The organism is Pseudoalteromonas sp. J010 (genome assembly GCF_003934235.1).
Classification (GTDB): domain Bacteria; phylum Pseudomonadota; class Gammaproteobacteria; order Enterobacterales; family Alteromonadaceae; genus Pseudoalteromonas; species Pseudoalteromonas peptidolytica.
This window is the reverse complement of the sequence record NZ_RDBW01000007.1, coordinates 70,432-88,000: the sequence shown is the minus strand read 5'-3', so window position 1 is coordinate 88,000 and position 17,569 is coordinate 70,432. Positions and strand designations below refer to the sequence as shown.

Annotated in this window: 13 protein-coding genes; 5 read left to right on the top strand and 8 right to left on the bottom strand. The window is 43.6% G+C overall.

Going from position 1 to position 17,569, the window contains the following annotated elements; all coding sequences use genetic code 11:
* Window positions 1-329: 329 nt before the first annotated feature.
* From EAG18_RS05265 to EAG18_RS05250, 4 genes are all read left to right on the top strand, one after another.
* Window positions 330-860, top strand: a complete 531-nt coding sequence (locus EAG18_RS05265) for a DUF4124 domain-containing protein (RefSeq protein WP_275557234.1) — start codon at window positions 330-332, stop codon at window positions 858-860.
* Window positions 861-1,111: 251 nt separating this feature from the next.
* Window positions 1,112-2,194: a nitrogen regulation protein NR(II) gene (glnL, locus tag EAG18_RS05260; RefSeq protein ID WP_125251352.1), complete on the top strand. Its 1,083-nt coding sequence runs from the start codon at window positions 1,112-1,114 to the stop codon at window positions 2,192-2,194.
* Window positions 2,191-3,588: a nitrogen regulation protein NR(I) gene (gene ntrC, locus EAG18_RS05255; RefSeq protein WP_125251351.1), complete on the top strand. Its 1,398-nt coding sequence runs from the start codon at window positions 2,191-2,193 to the stop codon at window positions 3,586-3,588. Before glnL ends, ntrC begins: the two co-directional genes overlap by 4 nt.
* A 22-nt stretch (window positions 3,589-3,610) precedes the next feature.
* Entirely contained in the window at window positions 3,611-4,072 is a 462-nt protein-coding gene (locus EAG18_RS05250; RefSeq protein WP_125251350.1) for a cyclic nucleotide-binding domain-containing protein, read from the top strand.
* Between the two features lie 450 nt (window positions 4,073-4,522).
* Here the strand turns inward: EAG18_RS05250 and EAG18_RS05245 are convergent, their stop codons facing one another.
* From EAG18_RS05245 to EAG18_RS05210, 8 genes are all read right to left on the bottom strand, one after another.
* A complete protein-coding gene (locus EAG18_RS05245; protein WP_125251349.1) occupies window positions 4,523-5,758 on the bottom strand; it encodes a cysteine desulfurase-like protein in 1,236 nt (411 codons plus the stop codon).
* 9 nt (window positions 5,759-5,767) lie between these two features.
* The gene (locus EAG18_RS05240) at window positions 5,768-6,400 is read right to left on the bottom strand and encodes a 2OG-Fe dioxygenase family protein (RefSeq protein WP_125251348.1); all 633 of its coding nucleotides are present in this window, start codon (window positions 6,398-6,400) and stop codon (window positions 5,768-5,770) included.
* A 243-nt stretch (window positions 6,401-6,643) separates the two neighbouring features.
* Window positions 6,644-9,241: a bifunctional aconitate hydratase 2/2-methylisocitrate dehydratase gene (gene acnB / locus EAG18_RS05235; protein ID WP_125251347.1), complete on the bottom strand. Its 2,598-nt coding sequence runs from the start codon at window positions 9,239-9,241 to the stop codon at window positions 6,644-6,646.
* Window positions 9,242-9,551: 310 nt separating this feature from the next.
* Window positions 9,552-10,601, bottom strand: coding sequence for an OmpA family protein (locus EAG18_RS05230; RefSeq protein ID WP_125251346.1), 1,050 nt, complete (start codon window positions 10,599-10,601; stop codon window positions 9,552-9,554).
* A gap of 151 nt (window positions 10,602-10,752) precedes the next feature.
* Window positions 10,753-12,531 carry an ABC transporter ATP-binding protein gene (locus EAG18_RS05225; protein WP_125251345.1) on the bottom strand — a complete coding sequence of 593 codons (1,779 nt, stop codon included), beginning with the start codon at window positions 12,529-12,531 and terminating at the stop codon, window positions 10,753-10,755.
* Entirely contained in the window at window positions 12,532-13,953 is a 1,422-nt protein-coding gene (locus EAG18_RS05220; protein ID WP_125251344.1) for a YdiU family protein, read from the bottom strand.
* Between the two features lie 20 nt (window positions 13,954-13,973).
* Entirely contained in the window at window positions 13,974-14,654 is a 681-nt protein-coding gene (locus EAG18_RS05215) for a DNA-3-methyladenine glycosylase I (RefSeq protein WP_125251343.1), read from the bottom strand.
* A 359-nt stretch (window positions 14,655-15,013) separates the two neighbouring features.
* The gene (locus EAG18_RS05210; protein WP_125251342.1) at window positions 15,014-16,648 is read right to left on the bottom strand and encodes a cyclic peptide export ABC transporter; all 1,635 of its coding nucleotides are present in this window, start codon (window positions 16,646-16,648) and stop codon (window positions 15,014-15,016) included.
* A 99-nt stretch (window positions 16,649-16,747) separates the two neighbouring features.
* Here EAG18_RS05210 and fhuF point away from each other — a divergent pair, with 99 nt between their 5' ends.
* Window positions 16,748-17,506 carry a siderophore-iron reductase FhuF gene (gene fhuF, locus EAG18_RS05205; protein WP_125251341.1) on the top strand — a complete coding sequence of 253 codons (759 nt, stop codon included), beginning with the start codon at window positions 16,748-16,750 and terminating at the stop codon, window positions 17,504-17,506.
* Window positions 17,507-17,569 lie beyond the last annotated feature (63 nt).

Here is a 17,569-nt window from a genome sequence, read left to right as displayed (position 1 = left end):
TAATCATATGTGTTCTCAAGCCCGCTTATGCGGGCTTTTTTATTCACCGCTATAAAATTCGGCCGAAAGCGCATTTGATAAGCAAAAACTCAGCATATTATACCAATTAGCTTAATTAAGTGGTCTATGTTGAAGCGAGAAAATCTTGTCGATAACTAACCAATAATTTCGCTATTTAGTTGTTCTAAAGAAGAAGTTTTAACGCGGTTAGCGTCAGGTTTACTCCTTCAAATTGAGCAAGTATTCAGGCTAATTAGTATAAGCCTAAACTCGCAATTCAAAGTACTCTATACTAAAGTATGATGAGTTATGTAGTTTGGAGAGTTGTGGTGCGTCAGTGGGGTATTTTTTGTTCGGTTAGCATGATGCTAACCATAATAAGCATTGATGCTACTGCCGAGTCCAACCCTAAAATCTATCGCTGGAAAGATAAAAACGGGCATTGGGTTTATTCTGATATACCGAAACCTGGCTCTAAAGAGGTCAAACTACACTCGAACATATTAACCATGCCAAGCATCGATACAAAAGTTTTAGCATCACAATCTGATACTACACCAACCATTACTTATCAAGCTAAGATAACCTCCCCTGAAAATGAACAAACCATTCGTGACAACAGCGGTAGCGTATATGTCACAGGCTCTGTGGAACCTAGGTTTACTCAGGGGTTAAGTGTACAGCTTTATCTAAATGGTGAGGCAACTGGACCAAAACAGTCCAATGCTCAGTTTTCGCTGCGCAATATACATCGTGGTGAACATGCGCTAGTACTAAAAGTCTTCAATCAAAAAGGTCAAGTTGTCGCCCAAAGTAATGAGCATAAGTTCTATTTACATCGCAACACAGTAAATAACTGATCCTCCAAAAATAACCCCTTCTACGTGTGTTGCTTACCACCCCTTTGGGTAGGCAAACTCATTGCATCCAAACTAGCTGGTGTTAAGTAAGCAATTACGGATTAGCGCCTTATCAAGTTGGCATGATTTATTAATGGATAAGTAAGAGCAAGCTCAAAACGATGAATGTATTGGGCAGGATAATAATTTTCGTACATGTGTAACACACTGTGCTATTCTCATTGCACCAACTTGGTGCACGGTGAACACAAATGGATCAAAACAATTCAATTGACTTAGAAAAAGTGTGGCAATCTCTTTCGACTGCAATTTTAGTGCTCGACCATAACCTTACTATTTGCTTTGCGAATTACAGCAGCAGTGAGCTGTTAGGGTTAAGTACTAAGCGCCTCACTGGATTGGCCATTGATAATATCTTTAACCACCATCATATTGACCTACCAAGGCTCTCCAAATATGTACTCCAAGATGGTGTTGATTGCCAGCAGCACAGGGTTGACGTGGTGTTTGTCGATAACCGGGTCGCAACATTAAGCCTTCATGCAAGGCGGATATTGCAGTCAGATCAAGCATATATATTACTAGAGTGCCGCCGTGTTGATGACGCCCTGCGCTATGATCAAGCATCGAATCAGATGCACCAGTTTCAAGCAGCAAGAAATTTGATCCGTGGTTTAGCACATGAGATAAAAAACCCTCTTGGTGGCATTAGAGGTGCGGCGCAATTATTGCAGTATGAAACAGATCAGCAAGAACGGGAAGAATGCGCAGCACTTATCATTGAGCAAGCTGACAGGCTCAGAGAACTTGTAGACAAGTTACTTGGGCCAAACCAATTACCACAAAAAGCGCCGTGTAATATACACCAAGCACTAGAGTCGGTAATTAAGCTCACTACCTTGGAGCGCGATGCAGAGATCAAATTAGTGAAGGATTATGATCCCAGTATCCCAGCCATAGTGATAGATCAGGCGAAAATCCAGCAGGTGCTACTCAATATGCTTCGTAATGCTCAACAAGCACTACAACATGATGGCACTATTACCATCACAACGCGTATTAAGCATCGTCTGCATCATGGCGAGCGGCTGCTTAAAAAAGCGCTACTTGTGCGGATCAGCGATAATGGTCCGGGTATCGCAGAAGAGGTAAAAGAAACGTTATTTTTCCCGATGATAACGAACAAAGAAGGTGGCTCAGGGCTTGGGCTGTCTATTGCACAAACGCTGGTGGAGCAACACCAAGGGTTTATCGAATGCGATAGTTGGCCGGGACACACTGAATTTAGTATCTACCTTCCCTTTGACAACACCGAAACAGGAACCGTGCAATGAAATCAGTGTGGTTAGTCGATGATGACGCTTCAATTAGATTTGTTTTAGAAAAAGCATTAAAGCGAGCAGAGTTTGAAACCGAAAGCTTCGCCAGTGCTCAGGACGTGTTAACTGCGCTTGAATATGAGCAACCCGCAGTGCTGATTTCAGATGTACGTATGCCAGGCATTGATGGTATGGCCTTATTAGACAAGATAGCGAGTCTACACCCAACTTTGCCTGTCATCATTATGACAGCGCATTCTGATTTAGACTCCGCTGTCAATGCGTTCAAAAAAGGCGCTTTCGAATATCTTGCCAAACCTTTTGACTTAAACGAAGCAGTGTCACTGGTGCAACGAGCATTTCGTGCCAGTCAACAGACTAAAAAACACAAACGCACAAATAGCAAAGCGACTAGCCCGGATATCATAGGCGAAGCACCGGCCATGCAAGAGGTGTTTCGCGCCATTGGAAAACTCTCAGCATCGAGTATGAGTGTACTCATCAACGGTGAGTCCGGATCAGGTAAAGAGTTAGTAGCAGGTGCACTGCATAATCATAGTCCGCGCAAAGATGCTGCGTTTATTGCGCTCAATATGGCTGCTATACCAAAAGATCTTGTTGAGTCTGAGCTTTTCGGTCATGAAAAAGGGGCTTTCACTGGGGCCGATAGCATGCGTAGAGGACGTTTTGAACAAGCAGATGGCGGTACTTTGTTCCTTGACGAAATTGGTGATATGCCATTGGATGTGCAAACTCGATTATTGCGAGTCCTTGCTGATGGCGAGTTTTATCGCGTCGGAGGCCACAACAGTGTTAAAGTCGATGTTCGAATTGTAGCTGCCACACACCAAAACCTAGAAGCACTGGTAAAACAGGGCAAATTCCGTGAAGATTTGTTTCACCGCCTTAACGTTGTACGTCTCAAGCTACCGGCACTTAGGGAAAGACCTGAGGACATTGCAGCACTATGCGACCATTTTTTAGCAAAAAGTGCCAAAGAGCTAAAAGCTGATCCTAAAATTATCTCCACACAAGCCTTACAAAAAATGCAGGCGTATCATTGGCCTGGTAATGTTCGCCAGCTTGAAAATACCTGTCGTTGGCTAACAGTAATGGCCCCTGGTGAGCTTGTTACTGCTGCTGACTTACCAGAGGAACTAGCGCAACCACAGCAACTCGAAGCCGCTGAGCAAGCCCATTGGCTTGATGCTTTTCAATCTTGGCTTGATACGGAACTGCGTAAAGGCAAAGATCATATTTGGCCAGATATACAGGCACAATTGGAGACGCGTTTAATAAAATCAGCACTGCATGCATGCCATGGTCACAAGCAAGATGCTGCATTAAAGATAGGTTGGGGACGCAACACGTTGACGCGAAAGCTAAAAGAACGCAATATTCAAGATTAAGTTTAGATGATAAATCATTTGCATGAAGTTACTTGAAAATGTCCCACTGATAAAACAGCTAGAGATTATTAATCGCTTAGCCTTTTTTAAAGAATTTACCTTGGCAGAGCGTCAGGTGCTCTTGGAGTCTTTTAGCCATCTATATCTGGTACCACAGCAGCGCCACGCCTTTAAACGCTTTGAAAAAGACAATCGTCTTTATATTGTATTAAGCGGCGAATTTTTGATTTTTAAACAAGATGCCGCTCATGACTTAGGCAAAGTCGGACCCGGAGAGTTCTTAGGTGAAGGCGCATTTATCACAAACCGAGAGCGCAGCACCAGTGCACAAGCGGTAAAAGACAGCATTATATTAGCTATTACTCCTGATGCTCTTACGCGCTTGCCCAATGTGATCCGAGAAAAAATTAAAGACAAGCTGATTGAAGGCATGAGTCATCGTATTGCAAAGCTTAATGCCTTTATTGAAGGTGTAACTGACTAAGTAAAGCAGCCCAAGCAAAACATAAAAGAATGGCACTACACCAAAGCAGCTTGTCTTGCCCGCTGTGATTTGTAATCCACTTTGACTTTGAAATGACATACTGAATAAGCATCATCAGCGGGATAGTAAAGCAGATAAATCCGTAAAAGAGATAACCGAGTACTGCCGTACACCAAAAATCCGAACTTGTTAAATCCGTTTCATTGACCATCCCAACCATCGGAACCGGAAACTGATACGCATAAATCATTAAAATGGTTAACAGTCCACAACATACCGGTATGGCCACTATCTTGCCGATATTATTTATATCCTTTACCAATGAGTGCTTCCTTCTCTTTGAGTTCGCTAATATGAGCGTATCAAATTAGCTTCCAACAAACACGATTCCATGTGATCTTGTTGGGAAATAAATAATGGGAGCCTTGGCTCCCATTATGTTGATACGACTTACGCTAATAATTCACTAAAGGCATCAAATAGTCGATCTAACTCAGCAATCGTGTTGTAGTGCATACAGCCGATGCGAACAACACCGCCTTTGTCCATTACGCCTAGTTGCTCACATAACCCTTGCGCGTAAAAGTGACCATCCCATACACACATGTGTTTTGCACCTAAAAACTCAGAAACCTCACGAGGTGCAATGCCGTCAAATGTCAGCGCAAACGTTGGTGTACGCTCTGCTAACCTATCAAGCGATGCGATACCAAATAGCTTAATTTGCTTAAACTCCGCTAAACGCGTCAAGAAATGTTGGCTCAGTTGCGTCTCGTGCGCTTTGATGCGTGCAAAGGCTTCCACTAACTTATCACGGCGCGGCGTATCGGCACTCATTTCGCTTAAAGAGGCGATATAGTCTATGGCAGCCACCACACCTGCTATTCCTTCAAAGCTCTGAGTACCCGTTTCCCAACGATAAGGGATAATATCTTTTACAGGCTCTACTTTATATGGTGTAAAGCCTTCTAGATGCTCTCGTTTGCCATAAACGATACCAACATGTGGGCCGAAGAACTTATAGGCTGAGCATGCAAGGAAATCACAGTCTAGTGCTTGAACATCAAGTAATTCATGTGGCGCATAGTGAACAGCATCAACAAACACTAACGCACCAACTTGGTGCGCACGCTCGACAATGCGCTTGATGTCATTGATTGAGCCTGTGGTATTAGAGGCATACGTAACAGCAACTAACTTCGTGTTATGATTTAATAACCCTTCTAGCTGTGCCAAATCAAGCGTACAGTCGGTTTCGTTTACCTTAACTGTGTGTACAGTCGCCCCTTTATCTTCAGCAGCTTGACGCCATGAAGATACATTTGAATAGTGATCTGCATTGGTCACAATAACTTCATCGCCAACTTGCCAATCACGTGATACGGCTCGGCTAAAGCTGAATGCAAGGCTAGTCATGTTGGCACCAAAAACGATTTGCTCAACACTCGGTGCATTCAAAAAGTCCGCCACCGCTTGGCGGGCTTCATTCATTAAACTGACCGTTTTGTCGCTTGAGAAAAATGCGCCACCCAAGTTGGAGTTGAAGTAACCAAGGTAGGCTGACATCGCGCTCAACACAGATTGTGGTACTTGAGAGCCACCTGGGCCATCTAGAAAAATAGGAGCAGTCCCGCCGACACTTTGCATCAACGCAGGAAACTGACGACGCACTTGATTTAAATCCATACTACCCTCTTAGGCTGTAAACACGAAGCAATCTAGGTAACCGACTTGCTCGGCATCTAGCTTATTCATTGGTGTTGCGTTATGCCACACTTCACGGTCATTCACCAGTGCAAATAGACCATCTTTGATTTCCATTTTAAAACATGGCTCGGCTTCTTTATGCTCGTATACCAATAATTCACCACCAGCAATATTTTCATGCGAAACACCACATACACACACATGGTCAAAGCCATCTTGGTGCACGCCCTCAGGGGCTGGAGGTGTATCACTTTCTATCGCCAGCATGCGGAACTGATGCACCTCAATATCGGTGTCATCTGCAATACCTGTCATGGCTTTAAATTCTGCAAGCATATGCTTGAAACCATCGGTATTTAGCATTTCTTGTTCTAGGTTTTCGTAAACACGCTCAACATTGCCTTGAAAGGTATTAATTGAGTCGTCTTGCACAAAGGCCTTGGTCGGCTGTAATGTTACTTCATTATTGATGAACTTTACCACCGAGTAGCGACGTTTTCTAAATGCGCCATCAGCATAAGGGTTGTCTGGAAGCTGGCTAAAATACGGCTTCACTGCATCAATATGCTGCTGTGGTAAAAAGCGTAGTTGTAATAAATTCTGGTTGTTTACTGTTGTCATGATCCTCTCGCCCATTGATGAGAATTTGCCGATAATTCTAATAAAACTAGAGAAAATTACTGTTTAAAAAAACGGGATTTTAATCACTAAAACGCAATAAAAACCCACTTATTACAACTTTAATAGATTACTTATCTAGATTTAAAATAAAGCTTGATAACACCATTTAACTCGAGCGTTTTATGCGCATAAAAAAAGCCAGCAAGTGCTGGCTTTTTATCTCAATGTATTCTAAACGCGTAATTAAACTGCTTGTTGAATGATCACTGAGTCTGCTTTCTTAGTGTACTGAGGCATCTTGTGGAAGTTCAAGTAACGGTACGTGTCAGCAGCCGTTGCATTGATTTTCTCTGCATACTCTTGATATTCAGCAGGTGTTGGTAATTTACCAAGAATAGCAGCGACAGCTGCAAGTTCTGCTGATGCAAGGAATACATTCGCACCTGTACCTAGGCGGTTAGGGAAGTTACGAGTAGAGGTAGACACCACTGTTGCTTTATCAGCAACACGTGCTTGGTTACCCATACATAGTGAACATCCAGGCGTTTCGATACGTGCACCTACACGGCCATAAATACCGTAGTAACCTTCGTCAGTTAACTGATCGCGGTCCATCTTCGTTGGTGGAGCAACCCATAGTTGCGTTGGTAGACGACCACCGAAGTTATCTAGTAGTTTACCAGCTGCACGGAAGTGACCGATGTTAGTCATACAAGAACCGATGAATACTTCATCGATTTTCTCACCGGTTACCGCTGAAAGTAAACGTGCGTCATCAGGGTCATTCGGTGCACAAAGGATTGGCTCTTTGATATCTGCAAGGTCAATCTCAATAGTGTGCGCGTATTCTGCATCCGCGTCTGCTGTCATTAGCTCTGGGTTTGCTAACCACTCTTGCATCTTAGTGATACGACGCTCAATAGTACGTACATCACCATAGCCTTCAGAGATCATCCACTTAAGCATCACGATGTTAGAGTTTAGGTACTCTTCAATAGACGCTTGTGAAAGTTTAACAGTACAACCTGCTGCACTACGCTCTGCAGAAGCGTCAGATAGTTCGAACGCTTGCTCAACAGTTAGATGTTCAACACCTTCGATTTCAAGGATACGACCAGAGAATTCGTTGATCTTACCTTTTTTCTCAACCGTCAATAGACCTTGCTGAATTGCATAGTAAGGGATAGCGTGTACTAGGTCACGTAGTGTGATACCTGGCTGCATTTCACCTTTAAAGCGAACAAGGATTGACTCAGGCATATCAAGTGGCATTACACCTGTTGCAGCTGCAAATGCTACCGCACCAGAACCTGCTGGGAATGAAATACCTAACGGGAAACGAGTATGTGAGTCACCACCTGTACCTACTGTATCAGGTAGTAGCATACGGTTTAGCCATGAGTGGATAACACCGTCACCTGGACGTAGCGATACACCGCCACGGTTCATGATGAAATCAGGAAGTGTGTGGTGTGTGTTTACGTCGATTGGCTTAGGATAAGCTGATGTGTGGCAGAATGACTGCATTGTCAGGTCAGCAGAGAAGCCAAGACAAGCAAGATCTTTAAGCTCATCACGCGTCATAGGACCCGTGGTATCCTGAGAACCTACCGTTGTCATTGTTGGTTCACAGTATTGACCTGGGCGTACACCCGGCATGTTACATGCTTTACCTACCATTTTCTGTGCAAGGGTAAAGCCCTTTCCAGAATCCGCCACTAGTTTTGGCTTACGGAAGATGTCTTCAGCTTCAAGACCAAGAGAGGTACGTGCCTTGTCTGTTAGACCGCGACCGATGATAAGTGGAATACGACCACCAGCACGCACTTCATCAAGAATTACGTCTGATTTTAGTGAGAACGTCGAGATAACTTCGTCTGTACCGTGACGCTTAACTACACCTTCGTATGGGAAGATGTCGATTTGGTCGCCCATGTTTAGCTCGTCAACTGGAAGTTCAATAGGTAGTGCACCTGAATCTTCCATGGTGTTGAAGAAGATAGGTGCAATTTTACCACCTAGACAAACACCGCCAACGCGCTTGTTTGGTACGAATGGGATGTCATCACCCATGAACCAAAGTACTGAGTTAGTTGCAGATTTACGAGATGAACCGGTACCAACAACATCACCCACGTATGCTAGCGGTAAACCTTTACCATTCAGCGCTTCAAGCTGTGCGATAGGACCTACTTCAGCAGGTTTGTCTGGGTTGATACCATCACGCTCGTTTTTAAGCATAGCCAGTGCGTGTAATGGGATATCTGGACGAGACCAAGCGTCTGGAGCTGGAGACAAGTCATCTGTGTTTGTCTCACCCGTTACTTTGAATACAGTTACAGAAATTTTGTCTGCAACCGCTGGCTTCTCAAGGAACCATTCTGCATTTGCCCATGATTCAATAACTTGCTTAGCAAACTCGTTGCCAGCTTTTGCTTTTTCTTCTACGTCGTAGAATGCGTCAAACATCAGTAGTGTATGAGATAAACCTTTAGCAACGATAGGTGCAAGTGTTGCATCGTCTAACAGGTCAATCATTGGCGCGATGTTATAACCACCTAGCATGGTACCAAGTAGCTCAGCTGCATACTCTTTTGAAATAAGTGGTGATTCAGCTTCGCCTTTCGCTACCGCAGCCAAAAAGCCCGCTTTTACATAAGCCGCGTCATCTACACCTGGCGGTACACGGTTAATGAATAGATCAACAATAAACTCTTCTTCACCAGCCGGTGGAGTTTTTAATAATTCGATAAGGTCAGCAGTTTGCTGCGCGTCTAACGGCTTAGGCACGATACCTTGCGCGGCACGCTCTTCTACGTGTTTACGATATTCTTGAAGCACAATATTGCCCTCTTGGTGACGTGGACAGACAAGTAAATGATCTGGCTGCGGTTATTAGTGAAACCGGCTGAACCATTCCCTTGACCATAAAATATAATGAACAATTATAAGGTCTTTGAGTATAGATGAAAATCTTGCATGCGATACCTCGCCTTATAGTCACTATAAATACTATGAATAAGCATAGTGGAACAAGTATATTTTGATGAATATTAGTCAAACGAGAATCATTTAAATTTTGTAAAAGCGCGCAATTAATTGGATCAAAAAAGGCTCCAATAGGAGCCTTTTCGCATAAGTTAAGTGAACATTAACGCTTAACTTTTACTTTTTCTTTAGAAGAAACATGCGCTTCTACACGGCGGTTTTCCGCATGTGCTTTTAGCGTATTCGCTGGATTCTTCAAACGCTCCTCACCGTAACCCACAGTGGTAATACGCATTGAATCTATACCCATATCAACGAGTTTTTCAGCAACGTTTTTCGCGCGGCGCTCAGACAGTTGTTGGTTGTAATCAGCATCACCGACAGCTGACGCGTGACCTTCAATCAAAACGTCTGCGTTTTTATGTTCTTTTAAGAACTTGGCTACAGCATTGATGTCATCGACATATTGCTGAGAGAAAGTGGCATCATCGTGTGGGAAACGCACTAGCAGGCTCACTTTGTCTTCTTTCGTTTCATACAAAGTACAGCCAGACGCATCAACTGCATCCGTCATTGGTGTATTTGCGCATTTATCTTCGCTATCCACTACGCCATCTTTATCACTGTCTTGCGGTGCTTGTGCAACAACAGGTGCTGGAGCTGGTGCAACTGCTTCTGATTTACCTGCACTACCGAACGAGTAGTTAATACCAATTTTACCACCTACATCAGTAAAACCAGCTTCTAACCCCTGATACACAGCAGCTTCAGCATTTAAAAATAGGTGCTCAGTAAAGTGGTGACGTACACCCGCACCTAAGTTTGCGAAGGTGTTATCTGAAATGGCATCTAAGTTCATTTTTTTCAAACCAACTAGACCGTAGAATGGGCCACCATCAAAGTGATATAGACCATCGATACCATAGCGCTCAGCGTCAAGCGAACCATTACTGATCCCACCTAAATCAAAGTCCATGTCTGCATATTCAATACGACCGCTCCAAAACTTATCAAAGCGGTAGCCAATTTCAGCCCCCCAACCCGTTGAGTCCTCAACATCTAAACCAGCCATGTCGCGGTGATTTTGCCAGTCGGCATCATAGTAGTCACCAAATACACCAAGATATACGCCTTCAGTTGGCTCGGTGGTATTTGCATGTGCAGTGGCTGATACTGCCATCGCAACTAGTAAGCTCAAAGTTTTAATTTTCATCATTCCTTCCCATCTCTGTTAGTTAACGCATTGAGTATTGACTCTGACAGTTTATCAGATAATGCGCAGACTGATTACGTTGCAAAGATAATATTAGCTGGTCTATTAATGTTTACTTAACGTTACATCCAGAATTTTCGCCAAATATCCATTAATGCTGATGGCCAAACAAGATACGGTAAAGCCCCTGTTCCTGTAATAGTTCATCATGCGCTCCATATTGGGATACAGAACCGTCATCAAGCACATAAATTAAGTCGGCTTGTTTAATTGCACTCAAGCGATGGGCGATGATCAGTGTGGTTCTGCTCGCTAAGAAAGCCTGTAAATTACGATGAATTTTGGCTTCTGTTTCAATATCAAGCGCTGATGTTGCTTCATCCAATACCACCACTTTTGGATCTGCGACAACCATACGGGCGATGGCAAGTCGCTGTTTCTGTCCACCTGATAATTTAATACCATTGCGACCGACTTGGGCGTCTAACTTGTCTTCCAACATCATTACAGTACTGGCAAGTTCTGCAACTTGTAACGCCTGCCAAAGCACATCATCAGCTACTGTTCTTCCCATTGCCAGATTTTCACGAATACTGGCATTAAAGAGCATGGGTTGTTGTAATACAGTGACAATATTATCTCTCACAGCGTCATAGCCAATTTGCTCTACTGGTGTGTCATTAATGTGAATATCGCCACTTTGCTTTTCATATAATCCTAACAGCAGCTGCACTAATGTTGATTTCCCCCCACCAGAGACCGCCACCAGAGCCACTTTCTTACCTGCTGGAATGTGTAAAGAAACTTGTTTTAGTACGGGCTGCTCTGCAACATAGGCAAAATCAATATTGTTGAACTTAATATCCACTTGAGCAGAATCAAACACCGAATGCGTTGCAGGATACTGTGTCTCGGTGGCAAAATTAAATACTTGATTGAGCCGCGTTAATGCCGCTGATGCCCCATAATAAGCATATTGAATACCCAAGATTTCCTGAACCGGTCCCATCATAAACCATAGGTATCCAAATACCGCAAATATCTGCCCTACGGTTAAGTCAGAAAACACCACCATAAACATGGCAACAGCACGGAAAAACTCGAACCCAACCAAAAACACTGTAAAGCTTAGGCGATTAACGGCATCCGTTTTCCATTGTGACTGCACAGCAAAATGTTTGAGATCTTTGGCAGCTACTTTAACTTGTTCAAAGTAAGTGCCTTCACGACGTACCGCTTTTAATTGAGAAATTGCATCTAACGTCTCTACTAACGCTGTTTGTAATGCCTCAAACGCTGCATTTTCTTCTTTTTTTAGCTCTTTGACATGTTTACCAAATTGCCGAGAAAAATAGATAACCGCAGGATTAAGTAGCAAAATAACCAGTCCAAGCACCCAATCAATCCACAGTAAAATAGAAGCAGTACCAACGATGGTCAGTAACCCTATCAAAAAGCGAGACAAGGTCTGGCTAATAAACTTATCTAATGTTTCCACATCTGTGATACAGCGCGAACTAATAGCCGCGCCACCTTGACTTTCATACTCTTTGAGTTGCACCTTAGGCAAGTGAGAAAGTAAGCGTTCACGGATCTCATAACTGATCCCCTTGCCAATAATTGTGAATTGTCGAGACTGCATCACCCCCAATACTAAACTAGCAAGTCGCATGGCAATAACAGCCAGCAAAATAACAATGATATAAGCGCTGGGCTGGTGCCAATGCTGTGGCAGTATTGAGTTCATCCAATTCACGGCAGGGCCTGGCGTGTTAAGTAGCACTTCATCCACTAGCAGCGGCATCATTAACGGAATGGGCACACTGACCAAGGCCGCAAACAACGCAATAATATGCGCTGAAATTAGTGGGCGCTTTTGCTCAAGTACCTTATCTTTGATCTCTTGCCAAGAAAGCTGATTTTTTGCCATTTAGGTTCCACAAAAAGTTTTATAGTGTGCGGGTGTGGATGCCTTCATCCACATCTCAGGATAGTCCTTATATTCGTAAGGGCTGTTGAGTGCCAGTAGCCAAYCATCAAGCGATTCACTCGACCCACTCTGATTAAACTGTTCAATCTCTGCTTCTACCAGTGCGTTTCGAGGGATCAAAATTGGATTTGCTTGACTCATCAAGTGCGTCGCGACATCATCTGATGCACGCCTTTGTTGCCAACGTTGCTGCCAACTATCCAGTTCACTGGGTATTTGTAAGGTCTTATTTGGGTTTCCAAGCAAAGTGTTCGTAAGCGCTGCAAAGGTATTAGTAAAGTCAAGTGAATGCTCAGTCATTAGCTTGAGCAAGTCGGCAAGTAAAACATCATCGGCATCGTGCCACTCGTCAATTCCTAACTTTGCCGCCCACATGTCTTTATATTTACGATTAAAAGACTCTGAAAACTCTGTCAATATTTGGCTTAGTGCAGCGATACCCTGCTGCTCATCTTGCCATAACACCAACAAGGACTCCGCCAGTCGCGCACAATTCCAGTTCATGATATTTGGTTGATTACCAAACGCATAACGCCCCTGCCTATCAATTGAGCTATATACTGCGTTAAAATCAAACTTTTCCATCATGGCGCACGGACCATAGTCTATGGTTTCACCACTGAGCAAAATATTGTCTGTGTTCATGACGCCATGAATAAAGCCTACTCGCATCCACTCTACCGCCAAGTCCACCAGCTGCTCACATACCTCACGGAACAGTTCAAGCACATCACGCTCCGAGCGCACCGCTAAACCGTCAAATAATTGCACACCTAGCTGCTGTAACAGTTGCCATAGCCCCGCCTGATTCTCTTGAGTGGCAAGATATTGCAAAGTGCCGATACGAATATGACTCTTAGCCACACGACACACCACAGCACCAGGCACCTCAGTTTGACGATAAACTTGATGGCCGGTTGTGACTACCGATAAGCACTCTGTTGTTGGCACCCCAAGCGCAGCCATCGCCTGACTCATTATAAACTCCCTGACAGCAGGGCCCAGCGCACAAAAACCATCACCACCACGCGAGAACCGCGTTGCACCAGAGCCTTTTAAGTGCAGGTCATATTGTGTGCCATCTTCAAGTTTAACCCCACCAATAAGGTGAGCGCGACCATCTCCTAGCAGTGGGTTAAATTGACCAAATTGATGACCACTGTATGCTAGGCTCGCCGGCTTAATCTCTCCAAGCGGTTGCTGGCCACTCAACAATGCAGCCAGTGCTATATCGTCAACATGACTAAGACCCAACTTCTCCAATAAAGGAGCATGCTTTAACAGCAAAACGGGTTGATTAAATTTTGTAGGCTGCTCATCAAAAAGCAGCTCTGTGCCTTGATAGGGCTGAAAAAACGCCATCCAACTTTCTCCCTCTTTCACTAGCGAACGTTTTCACCTACGCTCATCGCTACGATTTGGCTTAATTCTTGTAGACTGAAACCACTATACTGACGCATTTCATTGAAAAATTGTTGTGCTGCTAATAATGACTTTTGGCTTTGTAGCCCACCATCAATAATAGCTTCTGCGCGCAGTACCGTTTCTACATCTTTACTCAACAAAAAGGTGTCTTTTCCCAAAACTCTCAGTGCGTAAGGACCTGTATTACCACCCAAACGCGCACCATGTTTTTTCAGATACAACCATAATCCAACAATATTATCTTCAGGCCAGCTAGCAACAAACTCACTAAAGCGGCCATACTGCTGCTGTACTTCAAAAATCATATGACAATTATCAGCGATACTTTTCACTTTTTTGGCATTACGAATGATACGTTCATCTTGACTACGCTGCTCATACATTTCTGGTGACATCATCAGTAACTTGTCGACGGAGAACTGCCAAAAAACTTCTCTAAATCCTTCCCACTTGTTGTCAACGACAGACCAATAAAAGCCACTTTGAAATACTTTACGGGTAAATTCCTCCAGCCACTGGTCATCACTGAGCGCACGTAGGCTTTCTGGACTTAATGGTTTACTTAATTTTGCTACAAGTGCCGCTTCCGAACCTTTGCGCTGAGCAGCTCTTTGATAAATGTTGTCGAATACGTTCATGCTCGCTACTGAATTTACTGGATAGTTATTACAGGGTAACTGATCTGAAATATTGATGTCAGAGGTTTTCTACAAATAGCAACAAGATATGTTGATAATTGACCGTTGGGGATCGCAACGGCCAATTAAAGTTAAGGGAATAGGAAAGTTATACCAATTTGCTTAATTAAGTGGTCTATTTTGAGGCCAGAAAATCTTGTCGATAACCCCGCTAACGCGTCCAGCTATCGCCAAGGTACCTACATCCGTGTAGGCAAGGCAAAAATTTTGCTATTTAGTTGTTCTAAACGAGGAACTTTTAACGCTGTTAGCGTCAGATTTACTCCTTCAAATTGAGTAAGTATTAAGTCAAATTGGTATTAAGCGAGCGTTGGCATTGGTGTAACAGCTGATGGTGTTACCTCTGTTAAACAGCCATTTTCCATCTTGAGTAATCTATCCGCCAAAGCAAAGTATTTATCATCATGAGTGATGACAAGTACTGTTTTTCCTTTGTCTCTCAGCTCTGGCAACAACTCTCGGTAAAATACATCTTTGAAAACAGGGTCTTGATCAGCAGCCCATTCATCAAATAAGTAAAATGGTCGATCCTCTAAATAAGCAACGACCAGTGCAAGGCGCTTGCGCTGACCCTGAGAAAGACGCTGCGTGGTAAAACGGCCAGCTTCGATACTTACCTTATGATGTAGATTCAGCTTACGAATTAGCGCGTTACCTTTTTGCTCCAATTGTTCACATGGCACGTTTAACAGGCGATCAAATAGGTAATAGTCACCAAACACGGTGCTAAATAACTGCCGATAGCCATCTAAATCAGTGCATGTGATCGCTTGATTATCTACTTTGATCTGCCCTTCATCAGCTTCATATAGGCCGCACAGTACTTTAGCAAAAGTAGTCTTGCCACTGCCGTTACCACCAACTAGGTAAATCAACTCACCCTTTTTAAACCCAATATCAATCGGCTGCAATGAAAATATATCGTCACTTTGCTCATGATAGTAGCGATGACATAGCGACTGTAATTGAATGCGTTCAAAACTTGCAAGTGCTGGTACCCGACTCTCATCCTCATTGACCAGCTCATCACTTAGTGTCTTAATGGTGTTAGCAGAGGCTTGCGCAGCAAATGCTCTGGGTATGTTGGCAAGTAAGGTTTCAAGAGGCGTAAGCATATACAAAAACAATAATGCAAAGCCCGACATAATACGCTGACTCTCTTCACCGGTTTGCTGTGAAAGGAAGAAAAGTGCGCCACCAATGAAAGTAAAAATTAAAAAGCCACCCCACGATGATGCCATATGTAATATCGATACCCCGTCGATACGTTCTTTACGCAAGGCATCAATGGCTGGATGGAGGACTTCTTGTTTAAAAAATGCGCGCTTACTGCGATTAAGTTTGAGCTCTTTAATGCCGTCTGTTATGGCATCAAACTGATGGAAAAGGCCATCCTGCATCGCCGCTGCGTTAGCAATTTTCTTGAAGGCTATATTGTTTGCAAAGCTATAACTCACCGAGCCAAGTACTAAGGTGAGCAGCGCAAAAAGAAAGATAACCCAATCTAGCCACGCCATGTATACAAAAGCACCCAAGACTATCATGGCATTTGTTAAAATCCCTGGCATACTCATAAAAAACCCTGCAACCTTGAGGCTATGCTCAGTTAAGCAAGATTTGATCTTTGCGTCTCCTTGCGCTTCTATATTGCTGATTTTCGCTTCTATGGTTTTATCTGCAACTAACTTTCGCAATTCAGCCTGACTATGCTCACTGAGCTGCTCAGCGACCAACTTGGAAATAAGTTGTACCACAACACCCGCCAAGGCAAGCGCAGCAAACACCATAAAATACTCAGTTTGGCGTTCACCATTAGCATTAATAATTTCGTTGATCAGTGCCACCAATGAAACACTGATAATGCCAAAAATAATACTGCTAAGCGCTGTCGCAACAAAGCGCTGCCAAGTCTTTTTTATCAGAAAAACTAACACGATTTCTCCCAAGGATGATCAAATCCCTTACAGGACGACTTTGAACTAAAAAAATTCACTTGGATCGCGTCATATATTAAAAACCCGATAGCCTAAATCATGTTACCTATTCTCAAACCTTACTTGTCACCAGCACTTGAACAATACGTACGCGGCGTTTCATTAATCAGCGAAACGAAAACGCCACTGTCTCAACAACTTGAGCGCGTGGTGACACTTAGCGAGGCGATTGCGCAATTCAGTGCAGCCAAAGGAGTGAAAGGTAAAAGAGCACAAGCTTCGGTATGGCATATGCACTACACCTTACAGATCATGCCTTCGGTGCTGTTTGTACACAGTGTGTTAAATCGTAAACTGCCTTTTGCAACTGAGCAGGTAAGCATAGACACCAATCATTGGCAGCTACAATTACCACACCAAGGCACCGCTATGGCTTCGCAGCCTACCTTGGAAAAATACGACAGCTTCATCTTTGAGCACTTGGTGCCCTTACATCGTTTCTTAGTACAGCACTTTGGTGTGCCTGAACCTGTTTTATGGAGCAATTGCGCTTTTAGACTAAGGCAGTTTTTCCCCACAATCCTTCATTATACTGGCAGGCGCACAGAGACGCAGGAAGACTTTGAGACCCTCACCCAGTCAAAATTCTTAGGACAACTGCCTAACCCATTTTACGCACCTCGAATCGAGCTTAGTGATAAACATGGCCCTTATCAATTAAGAGCATCCTGTTGCTTTTTACACAAGGTAAGTAATAGCAAGCTTTGCCGTGATTGCCCCAAACAACCACATCATGCCGATGCACGCCAACAACAGCGAGCTCTGTATAAAACAATGATGGCAACTAACGACATATAAATCTAAATCTTTATTGTTTACCTTCGTCTTGATGTCAATTAATTCGTTTTCACTGCTGCTTTG

Bases quoted from the DNA above. Each gene is read 5' to 3' on its own strand.
- glnL (WP_125251352.1), top strand. From the start codon at position 1,112: ATGGATCAAAACAATTCAATTGACTTAGAAAAAGTGTGGCAATCTCTT.
- EAG18_RS05230 (WP_125251346.1), bottom strand. From the start codon at position 10,601: ATGAAAATTAAAACTTTGAGCTTACTAGTTGCGATGGCAGTATCAGCC.
- EAG18_RS05240 (WP_125251348.1), bottom strand. From the start codon at position 6,400: ATGACAACAGTAAACAACCAGAATTTATTACAACTACGCTTTTTACCA.
- ntrC (WP_125251351.1), top strand. From the start codon at position 2,191: ATGAAATCAGTGTGGTTAGTCGATGATGACGCTTCAATTAGATTTGTT.
- EAG18_RS05245 (WP_125251349.1), bottom strand. From the start codon at position 5,758: ATGGATTTAAATCAAGTGCGTCGTCAGTTTCCTGCGTTGATGCAAAGT.
- EAG18_RS05215 (WP_125251343.1), bottom strand. From the start codon at position 14,654: ATGAACGTATTCGACAACATTTATCAAAGAGCTGCTCAGCGCAAAGGT.
- EAG18_RS05250 (WP_125251350.1), top strand. From the start codon at position 3,611: ATGAAGTTACTTGAAAATGTCCCACTGATAAAACAGCTAGAGATTATT.
- EAG18_RS05225 (WP_125251345.1), bottom strand. From the start codon at position 12,531: ATGGCAAAAAATCAGCTTTCTTGGCAAGAGATCAAAGATAAGGTACTT.
- fhuF (WP_125251341.1), top strand. From the start codon at position 16,748: ATGTTACCTATTCTCAAACCTTACTTGTCACCAGCACTTGAACAATAC.